This is a genomic window from Herbaspirillum sp. 1130, from assembly GCF_017833835.1.
GTDB lineage: Bacteria > Pseudomonadota > Gammaproteobacteria > Burkholderiales > Burkholderiaceae_D > Herbaspirillum > Herbaspirillum huttiense.
The window spans coordinates 1,068,164-1,092,575 of record NZ_JAFICQ010000001.1 but is presented as its reverse complement, the minus strand read 5'-3'; the positions used below and the strand labels follow the sequence as shown (position 1 = coordinate 1,092,575).

The window sequence follows — 24,412 nt, the reverse complement described above, 5'->3', positions numbered from 1 at the left end:
TTGTATTCGACGCAATATTCCATGATGTCCACGCAGATGTCTGTCGGCGGTTTCGCCGGCCGGTCGGAGCTGCACAGCCGTTTGCTCTTGCGGGATGACCTGCCGGCTCTCAAGGCGCTGCGTGATGAAGTGCTGGCGGCGTTGCCCGATCCCGATTGCTATGTGCGCGAATCCGATGAGCACACTTTCCTGCTGCAACACCTCGGTGCACATGGTGCCACCATCGGCATCTTCCATGAGGGCAGCCTTGTGGCCTATGCCATGTTGGCCTTGCCGCACCCGGAGGATCCCGCCAACCTGGGTGCGGTGATCGGCCTGCCGCCGCGCGATCGGATGGAGGTGGCTCACCTGGCAAGCTGCATGGTGCGCGAGGGATGGCGTGGCATCGGCTTGCAGCGGGCGCTGCTGGCTGCCCGCCTGGCCTTGGCGCGCGGCTATGGCCGCAACGTCTGCATGGGCATGGTCTCGCTTCGCAATCATTCCAGCCGTCACAACATGCTGCGCTCGGGCATGCACATTGCCTGGGCCGGCGACATCGATGGCTTGCAACGACAGCTCACCCTCATCGACATGCGGCGCAGGCCCGTCGTCGTCGCCAGCGACGAGCGCCTGATCGGCAGCGACAACCTGAGCGGCCAGCAGCAGGCGCTTGCCGCCGGCTACATCGGCGTAGGGGAACAACGTTCGCTGCGCGAGGTGCACCTGCGCTTCCAGCGCCGCTTGCCGGGCCATCTGCCGTTCTGAGGCCGAGGGCGCCAGGGGCGGCGGGGCGGGAGTATTCATGCGCCACCCCGGTAGCGCACCATCATGCAAGTAATGTCATCGGCTTGCGGTCCGCCAGCCTCGAAGTCCTTGATGCGCTCGACAACGTGTCGGGTAATCTGGTCTACCGGCCGTCCGGTCGCCTGTTTCAGCTCTTCGATGAGCCGCTGCTCGCCAAACAGCTGTTGATCAGGATCGGTGGCTTCGGTAATGCCGTCGGTATAGAGGAACAGGCCATCGCCCGGCGCAAGCTGTACCGTTCCCTGCTCGAAATACATGTCCGTCTCCACTGCCAGGGCAATGCCTCGGGTCGCGGGAGGATGTCCGGCGCACCCGTCCGCACGCAGCAGGTAGGGAGGGTTATGCCCGGCGTTGATGTAGTGCATGCTGCCATCACGAGTGTCGAGGATGGCGTAGAAGAGGGTCACGAACATCATCTCTTCATTGTCTGCTGCCAGCAGATCGTTGACGCGCGCGATGCAGGCCGCTGCGCTGCTCGTATACGGCGCAATGGCACGTAGCAACGTGCGTGACACGGCCATGAAGAATGCCGCAGGCACGCCCTTTCCGGAAACGTCGGCAATCACCAGGGCAGTGCGATGGGCGTCGAGGTCGAAGAAGTCATAGAAATCGCCGCCGACTTCCTTGGCCGGAATCATCATGGCGTGCAGCGACAAGGCCGGATTGGCGGCGAATTGCCGGGGCAGGATGGATAACTGCATCTTGCTGGCGATTTCGAGTTCTTGTTGCAGCGCGATGAACTGGGTCTTGGCTTGCAAGGCCTCGCGGAGCTGGTTTACCAGGCGGTCCAGTTCCTGGTATTGCTCGCCGACGCGGCTCACCAAGTTCTGGAAACCCAGTGCCAGCACGCCGAATTCGTCAGCGATGCGCCCGGCGCGCTCATCGGTTCCGGAATCGCTGGTCGCATCCGGGCGCCGGCCGTGCTCGATGCGGTGCAGGTCCTCCAGGATGCCGCGGCGGGCGGCTTCATCAAGGCGCTCGGCCAGCTGCATCATCTGGCGCCGGATGAAACGCGCCTGACGCTTGCCCTGGCGCTCGCGGGAACGGCGAAGCGTTTCGAGGGCATCGATCTTGCCGGCAATACGCTGCATCATGCCGTGCCATAGCCGTACCTGGCGAACGCCCTGCAAGGGCGCCTGGACATCGGTGTCACCATCGGCCAGTCTTTCCAGCTGCCGTGTCGCCTGTCCGAGCAACACGAACGGGCTGCGCACGTAGAGCAGCAAGGCCAGCAGGGCCGATGCCGCCAGTGCTGCCCACAGCAGGATCGCCAGGTCTTCGTCCGGTTCCAGCCGGGGCGCCTGCGGAAGCATGGCCAACAAGGTGCCCAGCGCATGCCCGCTGGGTGCATTCAGGGCCAGGCTCACCAGGACTGCGGCCTGATTGCCATCGCGCATGAAATTGCTGCGATCGTGGGCGCGCCATAGACTGGTCAGTGACGCATAGGCGTCCAGTACCGGTTGGCCGCGCAGGTCGGCCACCGCCACCTGCAAACTGCTTGCGCCGTCGTCCCCGGCTGCCAAGCGAGTGGCCAGCAGGCGTTCGCGCAGGCGGCCCAGACTCTTTTCCAGCGGGCGGGTGGCCACCAGCAGCAGGGCGTGTCCCTCGACCTCGATGCGCCTGACGGCACCGCTCTGATAATCGCGCACACCGTTTTGCCAGATGCCGTACAGGCCATCGGTGGTGCCCCGCAGCAAGGGCAAGGTCAGCACAGGAATGGTGGTGGCTTCGCGCGACTGGCCGGCGGCGGCATGCAGCGAGCCGTCCAGCTCCAGCACGGCCAGCGCCAGCCCGGGTCGGGTACTGTGCCGTATCACCGTCTCCAGGACATCGTCAGGGCTCTTGTCGCGTAGCAGCCGCTGGCCGGCCTCTGCGGTCAGCAGCGGTGCCAGATCCTGGTCGAGCTGGTTACGGTCTTCATCGAGCACAGCTTGCCAGGACTGCAGCAGCAGTTGTGAGCCGCTTTCCAGGAGCCTGCGCTGATCCGCCTGCTGGTATTGTCGGTGCAGCCCATAGGCGCAGGTCAGCAGGGTCAGCACACACATCAGTGTGACCAGTAGCGCACGGTGCTGAGCATTCGCACCGCGAGCGGTGGACTGCGCGGCCTCCTGATGGGAGGGCGGACGGCGCGCCAACAGCGGGCGCGCCAAGTTATCCAGGGTCTCGACGATGGCGGGGTTGAAATGCGCCGCGCGGACTTCCTCCAGCTTGAGCAGCAACGCATCGTTACGGCGCCGCAGCGTATGCAGGTATCCCGCCAGGGCCGCCTGATATTGCGAAGCCGGATCGCGTACCGGTACATCGCTCAGGTGCGACAACTTCCCGCCGGCCAGTGCCAGGGTGCACTGGTGCGACAGCGCCAAGGGCGACTGCAGGCGCCAGCGGACCAGTTGCAACAGGCTGAGGGTCGCCAGTGCGGCCAGGACGACGGCTGCCGACAGCGACCACCACCAGCCGTAGAGCGGCAGGGGGGGAGCTTTGCTGCCCACGTGCAACCAGCCGGCCAGCGCGCCGTCGGGGGTCTTGATTGGCAAGGTTTCGATGTAACTGAAACTGCCGCGCGCCATGCCATGTGCCGCCGTGGTTTGGGCGGAAGCCGCGCCCAGCTCGCGCAGCACGGTCGCATCGCCGCCAAGCCTGGCCAGGATATTGCCCTGGGCATCGGTCAGCACCAGCAGGTCCAGCATGGGATTGTCGCGCGCCAGTCCATTGAACCAGGCATCGACGCCGACCAGGCGGGCGATGGGAATGCGATAGGCCAGGGCCCGTTCCAGATCGCCGACCAAGGTGCGGCCAATCAGGCGCGAGCTTTGCTTCAATTCGGGAGCCGCCAGATCGGCGGCTGCGCGGTGGGCCATCCATCCCAGGCCGGCGACCAGCGCCATCAAGGCCGTCAGCATCAGCAAGGACCAGCTCAGCCAAAGCCTGCGCAAGGGGCGGGGCAGCATCAGCTCGCCTCCAGGTTGTCGAGCCGATCGGCTTCGCGGTCGACCTGCGCCAGCGCTTGCTGCAAGGCGTGGCCTTGCACGATGGCATCGGCCAACGGCCCGCACAAGGCATCGTTGTGCGCCGTACCCTCGCCGGCGAGGGCGGCGGTCTGCGCTTGCAGATCCCGCTCCAGCGGGCGCAACAGCAGCCACGCCAGCAGGCCGACACCGCACAGCAGCGTCGCGCCCAATCCCAGCAACATCGGCCAATAGCGCGTCAGTTGATTGAGCAGGCTGCTGCGGTCCGGCAGGCCGTAGCGCAGGGCCACTCCCCCGGCGACCTGATCGAAGCCGGTGATGACCGAACCGCACAGCAGGCGGCCCTCTTCATCCTCCGCCCCCCAGTTGGCTGCAGTCGCGCTCAGACAGGACTGGCGCCAGGACACCGGGATGTTGGCACCCACGCCACCGCCATCGGTACTGAAAACAATATGCCCCTGGGCGTCGAAGACGTCGATGGAACGAATGACCACCTCGTAGGCGCGCACCTGCTCTATGAGATGCTGCATGCCGGTCTGCTCGGGCAGTTGCAGCCCGACCTGCAGTCCGGATTCGAGCTGGCGCTTGATGGTGTTGAGATTGAATTGGAATCGTGCCTCGCGCAGGACAGCACTGCGTTGTTCCAGCGCCTCGCGCCAGGCCAGTACACCGGCCACGCTGCCCACGAGCAGCACCAGTGCCAGCAACATGACGAAAAAACGGTTCAGCGTGAGCGTGAACATCCAGAGGCGCTTCAGCGAGTTCATGCCAGGTCGGCTCCCTCGTCAACGCCTGGTGCGCTGGACGTGAACGGACCGACGCAAGCACACGCCTCACTCGAAGCGCATGACGCGACGGCTGCGTTTGCCCAGCTGTTTTTCCCGCCCCTTGATATTTTCACGGCCATCCCCCCGTACTGAGCGCCCTTGCCGGTCAGATGCCGGCTGCGTCGATCAATCCGCGCGCTATTGTAGATGGAAATGAGCGGCCTCGGTGACGGAAAACCGCCGTTGCGCGCCAGCAGGCGCGTTGGCGCAGGGCCCGGGAGTCACGTCCGGCTGACGCAATTGCCGGGGTGTGAGACATCCTTGTGTTTCAACTGTAACCGAAACGGTGCGGGCGTGAAATGTGCCGGTAACGAAAGCGCCCCAGAATGATTTCCATGCCCAGGGCGCTGAAGAAGGACTGGGCAGGGGCAGGCAAATGATGGCGTGTGGGGCTGAGGGGCCTTGCCGCCGGAGCGGGCCCCATGAATGGATGTGCCCATTACGCTATCAACAGCGAACCAACCGACTCTCTACATAAAGGAAATCATCATGCCGATGCCATGCTACCTGATCCTCGAAGGCCAGAACCAGGGCAAGATCGAAGGCTCGACCAAAGTGAAGGGCCACGAAGGCAAGATCCTGGTGCAAGCCGTGGATCACACCATCGAGATCCCGAAGAGCCCGCAGACCGGGCTGCCGACCGGCAAGCGCGTGCACCTGCCGATGACGCTGACCAAGGAAATCGACAAGTCCTCGCCCAAGCTGTTCCAGGCGCTGACTTCGGGCGAGCAGATGAAGGATGTGACGCTGGAGTACTACCGCATCTCGCCCAAGGGCACGGAAGAGAAGTACTACACGGTCAAGCTGTCCAACGCCATCCTGACCAACATGCGTGCCTGGACGCCGAACTGCCTGACGCCGACCAATCAGCAGATGGGTCACATGGAAGACATCTCGTTCACCTACGAGAAGATCACCTGGACCTTCGATCCGGACGGTATCGAGGCAGAAGATTCCTGGCTCGCTCCGAAGTCCTGATCGCAGCCGCTGCAGCCACTGCGCCCGCCCAGGAGGTGAGGCGCGGTGGTTTGATGTTGCGCCGACTGGTTGCCGTGCTACACTTCGCCGCGTTATCGACGGGAGGGGCGATGGCTGAATCAAAAGAACTATTATTGCAGCTGCACAACGATGTGGCTGAGCTGGACCGGCTGGCCGAAGCGGTCGACGAGTTTTGCGCCGCCTGCGCGCTACCGGGGAAGCTCGCCTTCGAACTCAATCTGGTCCTGGAAGAAGTGGTGGTCAACGTGATCAACTACGCCTTCCCCGGCGGCGGCGCTGACGAGCCAATTCACGTCCGCGTCGTGCTTGAGACCAACAGTGACGAGGGTAGGGCGGTGCGAGTGGTAGCCGAGGTGAGGGATACGGGTACCGCTTTCGATCCGCTGTTGGGCGGTCCGCCCGATTTCGTTCTGGATCTCGACAAGCGCCCGGTCGGCGGGCTCGGGGTCCACTTTCTCAAGACCCTCATGGACGAGGTGTCCTATCGTCGCACCGAGCGTCACAATTGCCTGTGGTTCGCCAAGCATGTCGCTGGCGACTAGGGGGCGTTGAGCATTCCATTTTCTGACTGCCCCTGTGCTGCGCCCATGGCCGCACATCGACTTGCCTCATCGTAGATCATCATGAACATTACCTTTGAAAAGAGCGCCGAGATCCTGCTGGTTTCGCTGGAGGGGCGCATCAGCAGCGTCAATGCAGGACAGGCCGAGGCTGACCTCATGGCGCAGGTGGCACGCGGCGAGTCCGACATGCTGCTCGACATGAGCAGACTCGATTACATCTCCAGCGCCGGCCTGCGGGTCATATTGCTGCTGGCCAAGAAACTCAAGCAGTCCGGTGGCGTGCTGGTATTGCACGGCATGCAACCGCAGATCCGGGAAGTGTTCGACATCAGCGGCTTTCTCAGCATTCTGACCGTCACAGACACGCGCGAACAGGCGCTCGTCCATTTCTCCCATCTCGGCTGAGCCGGGAGGGATCGGCTCGCGCAGCACCCGGCGGGTGCGGTCGCAGGCCTTGCGACTGCTGCGTCTCATGGCAGGCGAGTGCAGCGGTCGGGTTTCAATTGAAACACTGATGGGTATTTTTGTTTGTTTTTCTCGCATAGCTTTGTCTTGCTATCTGCGAGACTTTGAAGGTTATGGGGTGTCAAGAATCTCCAGGCCCATACCGCTCGTCTCATGCACATTGTGCTGCCTTACTCAGGAGAAAAATCATGGCAGATGGATCAGTAGCGCCGAAGGAACGTGTCAATATCGTCTATCGTCCTGCAACGGGCGACGCCAAGTCAGAAGTCGAACTGCCGCTGAAATTGCTCGTCGTGGGCGATTACACGCTGCGCAACGACGACACCCCGATCGAAGAAATGAAACCGGTCAACATCGACAAGGACAACTTCAATGACGTGCTCAAGGCACAGAAGCTCTCCCTGGACCTGACCGTCCCCAACAAGCTCGATGACAAGGCCGACCCGGACGCTGTCCTGGCCATGAACATGAGCTTCGAGCACATCAACGATTTCACGCCCGACGCCATCGTCGACAAGGTGCCCGAGCTGCGCCAGATGATCGCGCTGCGGGACGCACTGAAAGCCTTGAAGGGACCGTTGGGCAACATCCCCGACTTCCGCAAGAAGGTGCAGGAGCTGATTGAGGATGAGGGTGTGCGCGCCCGCCTTCTCTCCGAGCTGGGCATCGAAGAAAAGTAATCGGGGAACCGGGAATTTCAGGGAGAGAACATGAGTGAAGAACAAAAGCAGTCCGCCCCCCAGGCGGCCGAAGCGCAAGCCAGCGATTCCTTGCTGGACCAACTGATAGAATCTGCCCGCATCAAGCCGGGCGACGATGCCTATTCGATCACCAAGCAGGGTATTCAGGCCTTCATTTCGCAATTGCTGGAACCGCAGAATGCGGTCGAACGGATCACCCAGGCCACCGTGGACAGCATGATTGCCGATCTGGACAAGAAGCTTTGTGCCCAGGTCGACGCCATCCTGCATCATGAGAATTTCCAGAAACTGGAATCGGCATGGCGCTCGCTGAAGTTCCTGGTGGATCGCACCAACTTCCGCGAGAACGTCAAGATCCAGATCATGTCCGTGAGCAAGGACAAACTGCTGGAAGACTTCGAGGACTCGGCCGACATCACCAAGTCCGGCCTGTACAAGAACATGTACACGGCAGAATACGGCCAGTTCGGCGGCCAGCCATTCGGCGCCATCGTGGCCAACTATGAATTCGGCCCCGGCGGGCAGGACATCAAGCTGCTGCAATATGCAGCCAGCGTCTCAGCGATGAGCCATGCGCCCTTCATCGCTGCGACCGCACCGCAGTTCTTCGGTGTGGACAGCTATGACCAGCTGCCCAACCTGAAGGATCTGTCCTCAATCTTCGAGGGCCCTCAATTCGTAAAGTGGAATGCCTTCCGCGAGAGCGAGGATGCGCGCTACATCGGCCTGACCCTGCCGCACTTCCTGCTGCGCGTGCCTTACGGCACCGATACCGTGCCGGCCAAGAAATTCAACTACACGGAAGACGTCTCCGGTGGCAACAAGCAGTTCCTCTGGGGTAACGCGGCTTTCGCGTTTGCTACCCGCCTGACCGCCAGCTTCGCAGATTACCGCTGGTGCGCCAACGTCATCGGCCCGCAGGGTGGTGGTACCGTGGGCGACCTGCCGGTTTACACCTACGAGTCGATGGGCGAGCTGCAGAACAAGATTCCGACGGAGGTTCTGATTTCGGAACGCCGCGAGTTCGAACTGGCCGAGCAGGGCTTCATGGCCTTGACCATGCGCAAGAACAGCGACAATGCCGCCTTCTTCTCGGCCAACTCGGCGCAGAAGCCGAAGTTCTTCGGCAACACCAAGGAAGGCAAGGAAGCCGAGCTGAATTACAAGCTCAGCACCCAGTTGCCCTACATGTTCGTGGTGAGCCGCCTGGCGCATTACATCAAGGTGATCCAACGCGAGAATATCGGTACCTGGAAGGAACGCGGCGACCTGGAAAGCGAACTCAACAACTGGATCCGCCAATACGTGGCCGACATGGACAATCCGGCTGAAGGTGTGCGCAGCCGCCGTCCGCTGCGCCAGGCCGAGATCGTGGTGGCTGACGTCGAAGGTGATCCGGGCTGGTACAAGGTGGATTTGAAGGTGCGACCGCACTTCAAGTACATGGGTGCCTCGTTCACGCTGTCACTGGTGGGCAAGCTGGACAAGAAATAAACGGCAGGACACGGCTGTGGTGCGCAGGGGAACGGGGGCGCGCTGCAGCCGACAGCATCATCCTTGGGCGAAAAGGGGAATCGCCACACCCACAGCGGTCGTACATGATCGCCGCGCTCTTCCGCCCACAGGCGAAGCTACTCTCCCGGTTTCAGTTGTAACGCAGGCGCCGCCCTTTGACACCGGGGCGTAACGCAATGCGACCAGAATACGTTGCATGCACAGAACACACAGGAAGCGCAATGTACTGGGCACCGCACCGGGGAAACCCCGGTCGCAATGACAAGGGAGGCGACCAAGGCTAACTGCCCGGGCCGTCCACGCGAATGACGTGAAGCAACTACCACTAGAAAAGGAAACCATCATGCCGATGCCATGCTACCTGATCCTCGAAGGCCAGAACCAAGGCAAGATCGAAGGCTCGACCAAAGTGAAGGGTCACGAAGGCAAGATCCTGGTGCAAGCCGTGGATCACACCATCGAGATCCCGAAGAGCCCGCAGACCGGGCTGCCGACCGGCAAGCGCGTGCACCTGCCGATGACGCTGACCAAGGAAATCGACAAGTCCTCGCCCAAGCTGTTCCAGGCGCTGACTTCGGGCGAGCAGATGAAGGATGTGACGCTGGAGTACTACCGCATCTCGCCCAAGGGCACGGAAGAGAAGTACTACACGGTCAAGCTGTCCAACGCCATCCTGACCAATATCCGGGCCTGGACGCCGAACTGCCTGACGCCGACCAATCAGCAGATGGGCCACATGGAAGATATCTCGTTCACCTACGAGAAGGTCACCTGGACCTTCGATCCGGACGGTATCGAGGCAGAAGACTCCTGGCTCGCTCCGAAGTCGTAATCGGTTCAGGCGCGTCATTGAGCAGGAGCGGAAGATGCGGGAACGCCGATTGCTGGAACGGATCGCCAACTGGAGCGAGGCCGATGCCGAGCGCACCAGCCAGACCCAGGTGGACATCCTGGTGCGATCGGTGAACGACCATCTTTCCCGTCTGCTCAATACGCGTCAGGGCAGCGTACCAATCGATCCGCATTTCGGCGTGCCCGATTTTACCAACCTGGCCGGGGGGACCGGCCGGGGTTCGGTCACGGACATGGAAGAGGAGATCCGTCGCATGGTGCTGAAGTATGAGCCGCGGGTGAAATCGCCGCGCGTGCTGCTCAATGCAGAGACCACCGATGTGCTGTCGATTCGCTTTTCCCTGCAAGGAACGCTGGAAGTCGACAACCGCGAGATCCCCTTGCAGATTTCCACTACGGTCGGTGCCAATGGCAAGGTCAGGATAGGCTGATACGCACACAGGAGCCGTTTCACCAGGCACATGCCGATGGAGCGGGCATCAGGCCCACGCTTTCTTCGGATGTTCCTGCTGAAATGCGTTTGCCTGCCAGCAGGATGGGCAATGATCGTTCCGCCGTGAGTCGAGCAGGGGCCGTTTTTTTCGCCGCGAGACCGACCGCGTGATCACGGGATTTACAACAGGGTTCATAACACGCCGTCTGACATGTTCAATCGATATTACGAAGATGAGTTGAACAAGCTCAAGGGACTGGCAGTCGAGTTCGCGCAGAACAATCCGGCACTCGCGCCCATGCTCTCAGGTTCGTCGGCCGATCCAGATGTGGAGCGTCTGCTGGAAGGCGTGGCATTCCTGACCGGTCTGACGCGCCAGAAGCTCGACGACGAATTCCCCGAATTCGTGCAGGAACTGGCAAACCTGCTGTTCCCGCATTATCTGCGGCCCGTGCCGGCCAGCACCATGATCAGCTTCACGCCCCGGGGGCCGCTGATGGAGACGGCCGTGGTGCCGGCCGGCACCGAGCTGAGTTCATTGCCGGTTGACGGAACGCCGTGCCGTTTCGTCACCACGGCAGCGCTGCCGGTGGAGCCACTGCAACTGGTGGATGTCAACGTGCTCAGCCATGCAGGCGCTGCACCCATGCTGGTGCTTGAATTCGAGATGGTGGGGCAGGATTTGTCGCAGTGGCAGGCTGACAGTCTGCAGCTCTTTCTTGGCGGCGGTTACAACGAGGCCGCGAAACTGCTGCTGCTGTTGAGCAATCACGTGGTCAATGTGCGCCTGACAGGTGGCGACGGTGCCCGTTTCGAATTGGGGGCGAAGGGAATCCGCGTGTCCGGTTTCGAGCAGCCCATGCTGCCCTATCCTGGCAATACTTTTTCCGGCTATCGCAACATCCAGGAGTTCTTCGTCCAACCCGAGAAGTTCCTCTTCGTCGAGTTGACCGGGCTGCAGCGCTGGAGTACGCGCAGCGGTGGCCACTTCTCGGTGTACATCACGCTGGACCAGATGCCGGACTGGATGCCCGAAATCCGGTTGGACAGCTTCATGCTCAACGTAGTGCCGGCCATCAACCTGTTCGGTCATCCGGCTGATCCTATCAGCCACGAGCATCGGGTGACGGAGTACAGGATCACTCCGGAAGGACGTACCCGCCAGCATTTCCAGGTCTATTCGGTGGACGAGGTCACGGGCTACCAACAGGGTATCGGCCAGGAGAGGGTGTATGTACCCTTCGGCCTGTACCGCCACGACCGGCGCGGTGCACGCCTGTCCTACCGTACGACCATTCGCAGCGCCACCGTGGGCCGCGGTAACGAGATGTTCCTGTCGGTAAACTATCCGCCCGGTGACGAGCCCCGGCCGGAGACGCTGTCGGTGCGCCTGACTTGCACCAATGGCAGCCTGCCGGAGAGCCTGAAGCTGGGCGACATCAGTCAGCCCACCAGCAGTTCGCCGGACCGCATGCAGTTTCGCAACATCCGCACCGTCTCGCCTGCACTCAATCCGCCGACCGGCGAAGCCTTGCTGTGGCGCATGGTCTCGCACGTGTCGCTGAATTTCCTCTCAGTGGCCAATGCGGAGAACCTGCAGGCGCTGCTGTCGCTGTACGTATTCCCCGAGCGGCATGAGCAGGGGCAGGAAGCCGCCAACCGTCGCCGCATCGAAGGTATCCAGGAAGTCATCGCCACACCCGAGACCCGCCTGGTTGGTCGGGGCAGCGTGCTGCGCGGACAGCGGGTGCGCATCAAATGCCGCCAGGACTTCTTCGCCGGCATCGGCGACATGTACCTGTTTGGCTGCGTCATCGAACGTTTCATCGCCGACTATGCCGGCATCAATTCCTATACCCGCGTCGAGATGGAAGACGCCTTTTCGGGAGCAGTCTTCAAATGGCCGGCGCGACTGGGACAACAAGCCCTTCTGTAAAGGATGACCTGCTCGCACGGGGTGAGCGGTATTCCTACTTCCAGGCGATCCGCCTGTTGCGCCTGTTCGAGAAGAATACGGGTGCCGCGCGCCCCGAGAACCTGCGCATCCGGCCCAAACTGTCGCTCAATTTCCCGGACAACGATGTCGATAGCATCGAAGCCCGCCCCCAGGGCGGCTATCGCATCACGGCCAATTTCTTCGGACTGTACGGCGTGGCCTCGCCACTGCCGACCTACTACACCGAGGACCTGTTCGATGAAGAACGCGAAGGGGGACATGCCCAGCGCGAGTTCATCGACATTGTGCACTACGCGCTGTATCCGCTGCTTTTCGAAGCCTGGTCCAAATACCGGCTGGAGCAGCGGGTGGTCGAGGATGGCGATGCCGCTGCCCTCGGTCACATGTTCTCTTTCGTCGGCCTGGACGAGGAGCAATTGCGCGTCGGCCTGCTGCCGGGCAGCGCCGGACTGCTCCGTTACGCCGGTCTGCTCAATCAGCGTCCGCGCTCTGCTTTGGGACTGCGCACGATGCTGGCCGACGCCTTCCCGGGGGCAAGCGTGGAGATCGACAGTTGCGTGCTGCGGGTCATGGCGATTCCGCCCGACCAGCAGTGGAGTCTGGGGCGCCAGGGTACGAGCCTGGGCGAGGAAGCTTACCTGGGTAGCACTATTGATGATTACGGCAGCACCCTGCGATTGCGTTTGTCCGATTTGCCGGAAGCACTGTTCCGGCAACTGCTGCCCGGGGCGGCCGGACACCAGCGCCTGCGCTTCCTGACTCGCTTCTACCTGATTGATCCGCTCGAGGTGGAAGTCGTGCTGGACCTGCGTAGTGAAGAAGCGCAAGGCATGCGCTGCAACAGCCAGCAGTGGTCCAGGCTGGGGCAGGACACCTGGCTGGCGCCCGGGCACGGTGGGGCGTCGACGACGGTGAAATTCATGTTGTAGGACCGTCCGTAGCGCAACGCGCGCGGTGGTCCTTTGGACGGAAGCAGGAATCCATGCAAACAAATTCATTTTGGGAGAGAAGACATGCTGCTGGTTGAACTGAAACCCCTGGTAGGCCGCCTCAACGGCTATAGCAAACAGGCACTGGAAGACGGCGTGGGTTTGTGCGTCTCGCGCGGGCACTATGAAATCACCGTGGAGCACCTGCTGGTCAAACTCCTTGATGATCTGCAATCCGATATCGTGCTGATGCTGCGCCAGCACGGCGTAGATGCGGCCCTGGTCAGACGCGCCCTGGAAAAGTCCATCGAGGACATGCGCACCGGCAATGCCGGTCGCCCGGCGTTCTCGCCGTTGCTGCTGGAGTTGCTGCAGGACGCATGGCTGATCGCATCAGTGAATCTGTTCGAGAGCCGCATCCGTTCCGGCGCGATCCTGCTGGCCTTCCTGGCACGTGCGACCTACTATGCCACCGGCGACTACGCCACGCCGCTGCGCGCCCTCAATCGTGAAACCCTGCTGGCTTCCTTCGGCCAGATCTGCAGCGCCTCCATCGAGGAAACTGCCGCAGCCGCAGATGCACCAGGCGGTGGCGAAGCCGCGGGCGCATCGGCGGGCGACGGCAGCGCCATTGCCCGCTTCTGCGAAAATTTCACCGACAAGGCACGGGCCGGCAAAATCGACCCGGTATTCGGGCGCGACATGGAAATTCGCCAGATGGTGGACATCCTGGCGCGCCGTCGCAAGAATAATCCCATCTGCGTGGGCGATCCGGGCGTCGGCAAGACCGCCGTGGTCGAGGGCCTGGCCTTGCGCATTGTCACCGGCGACGTTCCCGATTCGCTCAAGGAGGTGACCATCCTGGGACTGGACATGGGCCTGCTGCAGGCCGGAGCCAGCGTCAAGGGGGAGTTTGAAAACCGTCTCAAGGGCGTGATTACCGAGATCAAGTCCTCGCCCAAACCGATCATCCTCTTCATCGATGAAGCCCATACCCTGATCGGTGCCGGTGGTCAGGCCGGCACCTCCGACGCGGCCAACCTGCTCAAGCCTGCGCTGGCCCGCGGGGAGCTGCGCACCATCGCGGCGACGACCTGGGCCGAATACAAGAAGTACTTCGAGAAGGATGCCGCCCTGGCACGTCGCTTCCAGTTGGTCAAGCTGGACGAGCCGGATCTGGCCACGGCCGTGCTGATCCTGCGTGGACTGAAGGAAAAGTATGAGGATGTGCATCACGTGGTGATGCGTGACGACGCCATCATCGCGGCTGCCGAGCTGTCTTCTCGCTACATCACAGGCCGTCAGTTGCCGGACAAGGCGGTCGACCTGCTCGACACCGCCTGCGCCCGCGTGAAGGTGCTGCAGAGCGCCAAGCCGGACGTGCTGGAGGACAAGGAACGCCTGATCCAGGCGCTGCAACGCGAGAAGGGGGGCCTGGAGCGCGATCGCGACAACCTGCAGCCGGTTGACCTCGCAAGGCTCGATGATATCGATGGCCTGCTGGCCACTGCGGAAGAACAGGCCGAGGCACTGCGGCAGGTCTGGCAGGGACAGAAGGCCGCTGCCGACGCGCTGCTGGCAGCGCGCGCAGCACGCAAGAAAGCTCGGGATGAGGGAGCCTCGGAGGAAGAGCTGGCGCGTCTGGTGCAGGAGATCGAAGCCGCCAGTGCCGCCTTCAAGACTGCTCAGGGCAAGGAGCCCCTGGTGCGCGTGGATGTCGATCCTGATGTCGTCGCCAAGGTGATCTCGGACTGGACCGGTATCCCGGTAGGCAAGATGCTGCGCGACCAGGCCGCGACCGTCATGCACATGGCCAGGACGCTCTCCGAGCGCGTACGTGGGCAGGATCACGCGATGCACCAGATCGGCGAGATCCTCAAAACCGCCCAATCCGGCCTGCGCGATCCCCAACAGCCGCTCGGCGTGTTCCTGCTGGCGGGTCCTTCCGGGGTCGGCAAGACCGAAACGGCGCTGTCAGTGGCCGACATCCTCTTCGGCGATGAGAAGTCCACCGTCATCATCAACATGAGCGAGTTCCAGGAAAAGCACAACGTCAGCCGCCTGATCGGCTCGCCGCCGGGCTATGTCGGTTATGGCGAAGGGGGCGTGTTGACCGAAGCGGTGCGTCAGCGTCCCTATTCGGTGGTGTTGCTGGACGAAGTGGAGAAGGCACACCTGGACGTCATGAACCTGTTCTATCAGGTCTTCGACAAGGGCATGCTGTCCGATGGCGAGGGCAAGGAGATCGACTTTTCCAATACCGTCATCTTCCTCACCTCCAACCTGGCGACCGACGTGATCACCGAAATGACGGCTGGCGATGACAGGCCCGACCACGATACGCTGCTCTCGGCGGTCCGTCCGATTCTCTCGGCGCACTTCAAGCCGGCACTGTTGGCGCGCATGACCGTCATTCCTTACTTCACACTGGCGCGTGATGCGCTGGCCGGTATCGTGCGCTTGAAGATGAACAAGATCGTCAGCCGCCTTTTGCACAACAACAAGATGAAGTTCACTTATACCGATGCAGTGGTTGAGCAGATCGCTTCCCGTTGCACCGAGGTCGAGACCGGCGCGCGCAACATTGATTTCATTTTGCGCGGCACCGTCATGCCGCTGATGTCGCAGGAGATTCTCTCGCGCATGAGTGGCGAGGTGCAACCTGCGGCCATCACGCTGGATGTGGCTGAGGATGGAACGTTCAAGGTGGACTTTCCGGCTTGAGCCGGATGCGGCCTGGTGCGCCGTGTTACGGCTGTAACCGGACTGACATGGCGCGGCAAGACGGCATGGGCAACATCGGTGTGTGAATAATCAGATTCCAGGGAATGCGTATGGCTTCATTTGACGAAATCCTCAAGAGCAACAAGCGATTCGCTTTTTCTTCCGACGCGTTCAAGGCCGAGGTCGCGGTGGTCAGCTTGACAGGCCGCGAAGCCATTTCGCAGATGTTCCGTTTCGAACTGATCCTGGTCAGCGCCGACGCCAACGTGGATTTCGACGCCATGTTGGCGCATCCTGCCACGTTGCAGATATTCTCCGCCGACGGGAGTTCGACTACGCCCTATCACGGCATGCTTGCCGAATTCGAGTTGCTGCAGCAGGTCGACAAGAACTTCACGTTCTATCGCGCAGTACTGGTGCCTCACATGTGGCGCCTGTCGCTCAATCGTATCTCGGACGTCTATCTCGGCAGCCGCAAGACGCCGGACCTGATCAAGCTCGTCCTCGATACGGACAAGACGCTGAAGTACGACATCAAGGCGACCGCCACCTATTACGCGCGTGATTTCGTCTGCCAGCACATGGAGACCCATGTTGATTTCCTCTCGCGCTGGATGGAGCGCGATGGTCTCTACTACTATTTCACGCATGATGACAAGGCCGATACGATCACGATCCTGGATGCCAAGGAGGGCCATGCGGTCGATACGGTGACGGTGGAATACCGTCCCGCAGACAAGCTCGACACGGGCGTGGGAAACAAGTCGGTGCAGGCTTTTATCGGCAATCAGCGGCCCTTGCCGAAGACGGTTACTGTCTACGACTACGATTACGCCAATGCCAAGGTATCGTTCAAGTTCGAACATGATGTCTCCACGCTCAACAGTGCCGTCGGTGAGATCATGCTGCAGGGCGAGCACATCCGCAGCGATGAGGAAGGCAAGCGCTATGCTGCACTGCGCGCCCAGGAGCTGGTTTGCACCGGCAAGCAGTTTGCGGGGGAGTCCACCGTGGTTGGCTTGCGCAGTGGCTACTTCATGGAAATGCGCGGTCACTATCGCGACGCCTTCAATGCCAAATATCTGGTGACCGAAATCGAACATCGCGGCTCCCAGGCCGGGGCTTTGCTCAACGGGCTGGATACCCCCTACAACCGCGACAAGAGTGCAGCGCCAACCCATTACGCCAACAGTTTTCACGCCATTGCGGCCGAGGTGCAATTTCGTCCGCCGCGGGTAACGCCGTGGCCGCAGCTGACCGGCACCATGAGCGCCGTGATCGATTCGGCATCCAGCAACAAGATCGCCGATCTGGACGACAAGGGCCGGTATCTGGTGAAGTTGCGGTTCAACAAGACCGATCGCCAGGATGGCGCAGGCTCGGTGCGCATCCGCATGGCCTCGGGCTATGCAGGCACGGTGACGGAGGAGGACGGTACGGCCAAGACTTATGGCATGCATGCGCCCTTGCACAAGGGAGCGGAGGTGTTGCTGTCGTTCGAAGGAGGGGATCCTGATCGGCCGGTGATCATGTCGGCGGTGGCCAATTCCGAGAATCCCAATGTAGTCAACGAGAAGAATTCCACCCAGACCGTCTTGCAGACCGTGGGCAACAGCATTGTGCTGGAAGACAAAGAGGGCACTGAGTCGGTCAAGATCATCTCCGCGGGCAATTCCAACGACAAGACCGTGATCGGCTACGGCAACGAAGCCAAGGGGATCTGGGCCAGTACTTCGGGAAGTTCGGTCAGCATGTCGGCCGGCAGTTCGACCTCGGTATCGATCGGCGTGAAGAACTCGCTGAGCGCTTCCATCGAAAACAGCATTTCGGCATCGCTGGGTACCAAGGCCTCGGTGGGGGCCAGCATCGGGGTGAGTTACGGGCGTGACGTTTCCTGGAAGTTCGGGCGCAGTTTCAGCCTCGACGATTCCGAATCGGTATCGCTCAAGACCGAGGGGAAGTTGCAGGGCAATGACAATGTGCTCATCTCCGGCGGCCAGCGCAAGTTGATCAAGGACACGGTCGATACGCTCAAGTCAGCGCTCAAGAAGGCGGTCAAGGTCAATGTGCTGGTCAACATGGCAGTGGCAGCTGGCGCCTCTGCCGGCATGGCGCTCAAGTCCGACGCCAAGGGCGGGAAAATCCCGGCCTTCGATTGGTGGAATGCCAGTTTCTCGGGCGCGCAGGCGGCCTTGAACACTTTGGTCACGGCCGGCAGCATCTATCATTTCGCCCTGAACAAATCTGCCGACGCCCTGGCCGCAACGGCCAAGGAGGAAGCCTATGTCAGCAATATGAAACTCGGCCAGAGCGGTATCGAGATGACTGCCGACAGTTTGCCCGTGCTGGCCGGAGTGCTGCCTCCCGGGAACAAGCGCGGCATGGTGAATATCGAGACCGGGACGGTCGCGATCACGGCAGAAACGAAGGGGCTGAAAAAGTCGTCCATCGATTTGAATTCGGACAAAATCAGTCTGGCCGCCAGTGATGCCGCCCAGATGTCAGGCACGCTTGATCTCACCAGTTCGGCCTGCACGCTGGCCAGCAACAATCCTGGGGCCAGTATCGTGCTCAAACACAACCTTGCAACGGCCAAACTGACCTCGGATGGATTCCTCGCCAAGTCCGGCAAGGCCGCCGTGGCAGCCGATCCGGTACAAGGCGCCTCGATCTCAATGGGCAAGGCCTCCGTCACCACTACTGCGATGCAGGCAGTGGCTGAGTTTGGAAAGAGCAGCATGACGCTCAACGCCACCTCCGCCAGCCTGGAAATGGGTACCAATACCCTGAGTGCAGGCGCTTCCGGCGTGACCATCAACGGTTCCATGATCCGGGTGGGCTGACATGAAAATTTTCCGTCCTGATGAATTGGCGGTGCTCTACCGCAGTTTTCGGTTTGCCCGACGCAATACGCTGGCCGTTGGCATGCTGGGCCTGTTTCCCTTTGACCGGAGCGAACTGGCGGGCCTGCGTCCCGAACCGGAGTTGTGGGATGCCGTCGCCCGCGCCATGGGGGAAGGCTTGCTCGATGAAGGCTATCCCAAGCCAGCCGGCGAGTTCAAGGTCTACGGCAGCGCCCATGCGCCGGGCGGCAAGCCGGTGCAGGAAATGCTGGTCTCTGCCAAAGTGGGCAGCGTGCTCAAGCAATTGCTGGTGATCGGTGACCGGCACTTCAACGCCGTGGGCCTGATCTCGCAAACCTCCCCCTTCGTGGCAATGCCGCTGACGCCAGGGCAGGCTTTCGGCGGACCGGATGAAGCGGCGAACCCTGCGGGCAAGGGGGCCGCCGCCACCGTCTCGGCCGACGGCGTTGCACAGTGGCCGCTGCCCAATGTGGAACGGATGCGCCAGCGCATCACATCACGAGGCGACCGCGTAGAACCTGCCGGATTCTGGGCGGTAGACGCGACCGCACCGTTGCGCACCGCCCAGTTGGGAAAGTGCGACGGCCAGTGGTTGAAACACACCTGGCCGCATCTGCCAGAAGATACCCGTACCGAATACTTTCATACGGTTCCCGCAGACCAGCGTAATCCCGGGTATTACGTGGGAGACGAGGTCGTCGAATTGCACGGAATGCATCCGCAGCAGGCGACCCTGACGGCGCGCTTGCCGGGCTTGCGCGCACGCTGTTTCATCCATCGGCAGCAAGTCAACGGCGCCGAGCGTTTCAGCGAGATCGAGGCGCGTCTCGATACCGTCTGGCTGTTTCCGGAGTTGTCATGCGGCATTGTGCTGTATCGGGCGCAGTCTGATGTGGCCGACGAGGATGCCAGCGATGTTTTGCATGTGATGGCCGAATGGGAACGCCTGCAGGATGCGCCACTGTCTTTCGGACACTACGAGGCCTTGTTTGATCTGTATCGTGGCCAGGCGAGCGCAACGGCCGTGGCAGCCGATACGGTGCCGGCCAATCCTGTTGCGTCAGCGACGCAACTGCCACCATTGCCGGCAGTGGTGATGCCAGCAGCGACAGTGGCCGCTGCTGCTGCCGCACCGTTTCCGGAGTTGGGTGAAGCGCAGCAGGCGATCATCCAGCTGGAACGTGAGACCGCGGAGCTGATGCAACGCTTTGGTATCACGCCCGCTGACCTGGCTGCGCTGGAGCCTCCGCCAGCCGTGCCGACCGACGTTTCCATCGCTGAGGCCGAGCGGGCCATCGCTGACTTGGAGCGGGAAACTCAGACCCTCATGCGCCAGCACAACCTGAGCGAGGCAGATGCCCTGAAGATGGAGGTCCCGCAGGCTCCGCCAGGCAGCGGCTCCCTGGCAGAGGCCAAAGCCTCCGTGCTGGACTTGCAGCGTTCCAGCCAGGAATTGATGCGGCAACACAAGCTGAGCGAAGCCGACATCGAAAAATTCGCCGCCACCCGACCCGGCGCTGAGCCAGGGGAAGCCGTGTTCGGTACCGATGTCGAGGCATTGCTGCAAAACGTGCCTGACGTCCTGCCGGACTGGCCGGAAGTCTCCATGCCGCCTCCCGTGGCTGCTACACAGGCGCTGGCAGCGGTGGCCATCCCGACGCTTGCGCAGGCCCCTGCAGCCCTGCCCAAACTGACTCGCGAGCAAGTGATCGAACTGCACACCGCAAAGCATTCACTGCGTGGCTATGACCTCTGTGGTGTTGATCTCTCGAAGCTGGACCTCAGCGCGGCGGATTTTTCAGGGTCCTTGCTCGAAGGTGCTGTATTTGCGGGTAGCCGCTTGGCCCATGCGGACTTGTCGGCTTGCCTCATGCAAGGTGCCGACTGCAGCGAGGCCGACTTCAGCAATGCCAACCTGGCGCAGGCCAGCGCGGGCGGGGCCAAGTTCGCCAAGGCCCGTTTGCCGGGTGCCCGCATGCAGGAGGGCGATTTCACCGGAGCCGATTTCACCCTGGCGCAGTTGCCGAATGCGGTGCTGGACGACGCCATTTTTTCCCAGGCTGCGATGTCGGGAGTGCAGGCGGCGGGTTGTACTGCCACGCATGGCAATTTCAGCGGGGCCGATTTGTCCGGGGCAGATTTCGGCCAGGCCCGGTTGCATCAGGCGATGTTCAACGAGAGCAAGCTGGCGGCTTCCAACTTCAAGGCGGCGTACTGCGAAGAGGCTGAGTTCTATGGTGCTGATGCCACCGGCGCTCAGTTCGTGGCGGCGATCATGGGTGCCTCGCGCGCAGATGGTGGCAGCCAGTTCAGCCATGCCGTCTTTGATGGCGCGCAATTGCAGCGTGCGGCATGGGAGGGGGCGCAGCTCACAGCTGCCCGCTTCGTCGGCGCGATACTGGATGATGCGGATTTCAGTCAGGTCAAGGCTTCCGGGGCCAGCTTTCGTCAGGCATCGGCACGCCATGCCAAGTTCGGCCGGGCTGACCTGAGCCAGGCTGATCTGAGTGGAATCAACCTGTTCAAGGGCTCGTTGCGCAAGGCACGGGTAGAAGCGGCGGTGCTGCATTTTGCCAACGCCTACGGTGCCGATCTGGAGGGATGCACCTTGCGTGCCAGCGCGTTGGAAGGGGCGCACGTCGAGCGGACCATTTTGACGGTGCGGCCACCGTTGGCGTGATGGCAGAGATGGTGCGGGTCGCTGCAAGTGACACCTCCAGCGCGACGATCGGTATGAAAAGAATGCAGCAGATGACAAGGGAATGAACGTGGAACTCGAACAAATCTGGCAGACACTGGCACAAGAGCGCCGGCTCAGCGATATCGACCTCTCTGGTGCTGACCTCTGCGGACGCGACCTGTCGGGCTGTACGCTGATCAACGTGCGGCTGGCCAACGCACGTTTGAGCTCGGCCAATCTCGCCAATGCGTACCTGCACAATGTCGACCTCTCCGGTGCCAATCTCGAAGGCGTCCAGGCCGCACAGGCCAGCTTCAACGAAGTGGATTTGAACGCGGCCCAACTGCAGCGGGCAGAACTGCTGCAGGCGACCTTTGGCCATTGCCGGCTGGATGGTGCCATCCTTGCAGGCGCACAGATGGTGCGCTGTGACATGAACGAGGTGACCCTGCTCAACACCGACCTCAGTGGTGCAAACCTGACCCGCTGGACCGCTATGCATACCGACCTGAGCAGCGTGCGATTGGCCGGCGCGGTGCTGACGCAGGCCTTTCTCAAGGACAGCCAGCTCCAGGCGCAGAACTTCGCAGGTTGCGACCTGACCATGACCATGTTCGTCAACGCCCAACTGCAGCAGGCGGATTTCACCAGCGCACGACTGGATCGCACCAGCTTCATGGGCGCCCAGCTGCAGCAGGCCAATCTGGCAGGTACGCGCAGCAGCTATCTGTGCTTCATCGACGCGCAGGCGCAGCAGGTCAATCTCGCAGGCGCTGCCTTCGAGATGAGCGACGCTTCCCAGGCAGATTTCAGCGAGGCCAAGGCAACGGGGGTCTCCTGGCACATGTCGGTGCACCAGAAGACGCTCTGGAAACGAGCGCAACTGAAGGGTTCTGCATGGGTCCATTGCGACCTGTCCCATGCGGACTTCTCGGAGGCCGACTGCAGCCAGGCCGATCTGGGCGGCGCCAACATTCATGGACTGCTGCAGCAGAGCACCCGTTGGGACGGCACCAACTTTGACGGGGTGCGCCCCACCGACCCGCTGCTGGAGCGGGCCGAGCAATGGCAATCCAAAGTAGCGGCGCGCTGAACGCGCCACGCAAGCCAGATGAAATCGATAGTTCACGCAAGGAAAAACATCATGCAAAACACGCTCATCACCATGTCCCGCCCGGGGGCGGATCACGCCGTCGGGATGTTGTATGCAACCGTGACTGGCCGCGCCGACAAGTGGTTCTTCCTCAGTTCGCCGGAAATGGCAGTGGAACGCGCCCTGCGCGCAGACAGCTGCCTGATTGAGCCGGAATGCGGCGATACGGTGCTGGTCTGCCATGGCGGCACGCAATCCTGCTTCGTGCTGGCGGTGCTGGCTCGTGCCACTCCGGAGCAGGCCACGCTGACCTTGCCAGGCGCGGTGCAATTGCAGACCAGTCAAGGCCAGCTGCAGGTGAAGGCAGAGCAATTGGAATTGCAGGGCCGCCAGCGCGTGACCATGGTCGGCGCGCAAGTGGACGTGACCGGCATTCGTGGCGAACTGCGCTTCCGCGAGCTCAACGCCAGTGCCGAACAGGCGCAGGCACGCTTTGGCAGCCTGACCAGCGTGGCGCAGAACATCACCGCCACAGTAGGACGGCTGGTGCAGAAAGCGCGCGACAGTTTCCGTTGGACGGAGAACCTGGAGGAAACCCGGGCCGGACGTGTGCGCATGCTGGTCAAGGATCGTTTCCACATGAAGGCCGCGCACACGACCTTGCTGGCCGATGGCCAGGTCAAGATCGATGGCGAGAAGATCGACCTCGGCTGACGCTTTCAAGCAAAGGAGCAAAACATGTTTGCAGTCACCAAGCAAGCCGGCCAATGCATGGCGATGCCGGACGTTTGCAATACGCCCATTCCGCCGGCAGGCCCGGTGCCAATTCCTTATCCCAACATCGCCATGCCGATGATGGGTAACCCGGCCACGACCAAGGTGATGATCTCCGGCATGCCGGCGCTGACCAAGTCATCCAAGATCACCATGAGCAATGGTAATCAGGCGGGCGTCAATGGCGGGGTGGTCAGCGGCAAGATCATGGGGCCCGCCGAGTTCATCATGGGCAGCATGAAGGTCAAGCTGGAGGGCAACCCGGCCGTGCGCATGGGCGATACCACCAAGCAGAACGACGGCAATGCGGTAGGCGCGGTGCTGGTGCCGAGCCAGGTCAAGGTCATGATCATGAGCTAGGTGCCGGGCCCGACAGGGTTTGGCGATGGCCCGACGCGAAGCGGCGCGACGGGGGTGTTCAATTTTTCAGGCAGCCGATGACATGAAGACGGTATGGATGACTTCCCTGGCCAACGATCCTGCGCGTGTGCAGGCGTTCACCGGGGTATTGAAGCGCTATGGACTGGATGTGAAGGGACATTTTTGGGCGGATGATGCGCAGAAGATGACGTGGCGGGTGGCCTTGGATGCGCTGCTGCAGGCACAAGCGGCGGTCTGGCTCGTGCTGGCTGACGAAGCGGAATTGGCTCGGCCGGGGGTGCGCTATGGCCTGTCGTTGCTGGCGGCATCGCTGCGAGAGCGCGCGGGGCAGGGTTTTCCCCTCGTCTTCATGTGGCGCGGCAAGATACCCGACGCGGCCATGCTGCCGCCTTTGCTGCGCAATGCACTGCATCTGGAAGAGGCGGGCGCCGCCTGGCCCGCCAAGATCGTGGCCAAGGCCAATATGCCGGCCAAAGTTGAACCGCCCGAATACCGACTGCATGTCAGTGGTGATGAGAAGCTGGGGCAATGGTTCGAGATTGGACCGCGCGCAGGCCAGTGGGATGGCGTGGTGTTCGGTGTGGCGGGGGAGGGCGCCGAGATCGACTTCCAGGCGGTCGGCGATGCCGGCGGCCTGCCGGAGAAGACCATTCTGGAATACGCCCAGCAGGGCATGAAACTTCAGATCGGCGAACAGGAATATACGGCTTGGGCGGTGCGCAACCAGGTCGAGGCAGGCCAGTCCTACTACGCTCGTGTGAAGGGTTGTCCGCACTCGCTGCTGTTCATGCCCTATGCGGAGGGGGCGGATGCCGAGGCGACCGTGCTGCAGCTGAAGTAACGCGTCAAACGAACAAACAGACGAGACCGCTGGCGCCGGCCCGTGCACTTTTACCGGAGATCATT

Annotated in this window: 19 protein-coding genes; 17 read left to right on the top strand and 2 right to left on the bottom strand. The window is 61.9% G+C overall.

Translation table 11 applies throughout. From position 1 onward, the window contains the following. Positions 1-21: 21 nt before the first annotated feature. On the top strand, positions 22-744 hold the full coding sequence (locus tag JOD78_RS04740; RefSeq protein WP_209566692.1) for a GNAT family N-acetyltransferase: 723 nt from the start codon (positions 22-24) through the stop codon (positions 742-744). A 35-nt stretch (positions 745-779) separates the two neighbouring features. Here the strand turns inward: JOD78_RS04740 and JOD78_RS04735 are convergent, their stop codons facing one another. Next, on the bottom strand, positions 780-3,731 hold the full coding sequence (locus JOD78_RS04735; protein ID WP_209566691.1) for a PP2C family protein-serine/threonine phosphatase: 2,952 nt from the start codon (positions 3,729-3,731) through the stop codon (positions 780-782). Further along, complete coding sequence (locus JOD78_RS04730; protein ID WP_121041438.1) at positions 3,731-4,516, bottom strand: hypothetical protein; 786 nt, start codon at positions 4,514-4,516, stop codon at positions 3,731-3,733. Before JOD78_RS04730 ends, JOD78_RS04735 begins: the two co-directional genes overlap by 1 nt. A 549-nt stretch (positions 4,517-5,065) precedes the next feature. Between JOD78_RS04730 and JOD78_RS04725 the strand changes: the two genes are divergently transcribed. The 16 genes from JOD78_RS04725 to JOD78_RS04650 all read left to right on the top strand — a co-directional run bounded on the left by JOD78_RS04725 (position 5,066) and on the right by JOD78_RS04650 (position 24,347). Beyond that, a complete protein-coding gene (locus JOD78_RS04725; protein WP_034331632.1) occupies positions 5,066-5,554 on the top strand; it encodes an Hcp family type VI secretion system effector in 489 nt (162 codons plus the stop codon). A 110-nt stretch (positions 5,555-5,664) separates the two neighbouring features. Beyond that, positions 5,665-6,117, top strand: a complete 453-nt coding sequence (locus JOD78_RS04720; protein WP_209566689.1) for an ATP-binding protein — start codon at positions 5,665-5,667, stop codon at positions 6,115-6,117. Positions 6,118-6,198: 81 nt separating this feature from the next. Beyond that, positions 6,199-6,543 carry an STAS domain-containing protein gene (locus JOD78_RS04715; protein ID WP_204726506.1) on the top strand — a complete coding sequence of 115 codons (345 nt, stop codon included), beginning with the start codon at positions 6,199-6,201 and terminating at the stop codon, positions 6,541-6,543. 245 nt (positions 6,544-6,788) lie between these two features. Further along, positions 6,789-7,283: a type VI secretion system contractile sheath small subunit gene (gene tssB / locus JOD78_RS04710; RefSeq protein WP_085946189.1), complete on the top strand. Its 495-nt coding sequence runs from the start codon at positions 6,789-6,791 to the stop codon at positions 7,281-7,283. Between the two features lie 30 nt (positions 7,284-7,313). Beyond that, positions 7,314-8,798, top strand: coding sequence for a type VI secretion system contractile sheath large subunit (gene tssC, locus JOD78_RS04705; RefSeq protein WP_034331635.1), 1,485 nt, complete (start codon positions 7,314-7,316; stop codon positions 8,796-8,798). A gap of 364 nt (positions 8,799-9,162) precedes the next feature. After that, positions 9,163-9,651: an Hcp family type VI secretion system effector gene (locus JOD78_RS04700; protein WP_034331636.1), complete on the top strand. Its 489-nt coding sequence runs from the start codon at positions 9,163-9,165 to the stop codon at positions 9,649-9,651. 34 nt (positions 9,652-9,685) lie between these two features. Beyond that, positions 9,686-10,102: a type VI secretion system baseplate subunit TssE gene (tssE, locus tag JOD78_RS04695; RefSeq protein ID WP_051057434.1), complete on the top strand. Its 417-nt coding sequence runs from the start codon at positions 9,686-9,688 to the stop codon at positions 10,100-10,102. A 213-nt stretch (positions 10,103-10,315) separates the two neighbouring features. After that, on the top strand, positions 10,316-12,040 hold the full coding sequence (tssF, locus tag JOD78_RS04690) for a type VI secretion system baseplate subunit TssF (protein ID WP_209570221.1): 1,725 nt from the start codon (positions 10,316-10,318) through the stop codon (positions 12,038-12,040). Then, a complete protein-coding gene (gene tssG, locus JOD78_RS04685) occupies positions 12,004-12,990 on the top strand; it encodes a type VI secretion system baseplate subunit TssG (RefSeq protein WP_209570219.1) in 987 nt (328 codons plus the stop codon). The genes tssF and tssG overlap by 37 nt, the downstream gene beginning before the upstream one ends. An 84-nt stretch (positions 12,991-13,074) precedes the next feature. Next, entirely contained in the window at positions 13,075-15,714 is a 2,640-nt protein-coding gene (tssH, locus tag JOD78_RS04680; RefSeq protein ID WP_209570217.1) for a type VI secretion system ATPase TssH, read from the top strand. A gap of 110 nt (positions 15,715-15,824) precedes the next feature. After that, on the top strand, positions 15,825-18,557 hold the full coding sequence (gene tssI / locus JOD78_RS04675; protein ID WP_158601253.1) for a type VI secretion system tip protein TssI/VgrG: 2,733 nt from the start codon (positions 15,825-15,827) through the stop codon (positions 18,555-18,557). A gap of 1 nt (position 18,558) precedes the next feature. Next, positions 18,559-21,258 carry a DUF2169 domain-containing protein gene (locus JOD78_RS04670; protein ID WP_209570215.1) on the top strand — a complete coding sequence of 900 codons (2,700 nt, stop codon included), beginning with the start codon at positions 18,559-18,561 and terminating at the stop codon, positions 21,256-21,258. A gap of 88 nt (positions 21,259-21,346) precedes the next feature. Continuing rightward, the gene (locus JOD78_RS04665; RefSeq protein ID WP_209570213.1) at positions 21,347-22,351 is read left to right on the top strand and encodes a pentapeptide repeat-containing protein; all 1,005 of its coding nucleotides are present in this window, start codon (positions 21,347-21,349) and stop codon (positions 22,349-22,351) included. Between the two features lie 51 nt (positions 22,352-22,402). After that, positions 22,403-23,065: a DUF3540 domain-containing protein gene (locus tag JOD78_RS04660; RefSeq protein ID WP_209570211.1), complete on the top strand. Its 663-nt coding sequence runs from the start codon at positions 22,403-22,405 to the stop codon at positions 23,063-23,065. Positions 23,066-23,089: 24 nt separating this feature from the next. Next, entirely contained in the window at positions 23,090-23,485 is a 396-nt protein-coding gene (locus JOD78_RS04655; protein WP_121041426.1) for a DUF4150 domain-containing protein, read from the top strand. An 82-nt stretch (positions 23,486-23,567) separates the two neighbouring features. Then, positions 23,568-24,347 carry a hypothetical protein gene (locus JOD78_RS04650; RefSeq protein WP_204726501.1) on the top strand — a complete coding sequence of 260 codons (780 nt, stop codon included), beginning with the start codon at positions 23,568-23,570 and terminating at the stop codon, positions 24,345-24,347. Positions 24,348-24,412: the final 65 nt, after the last annotated feature.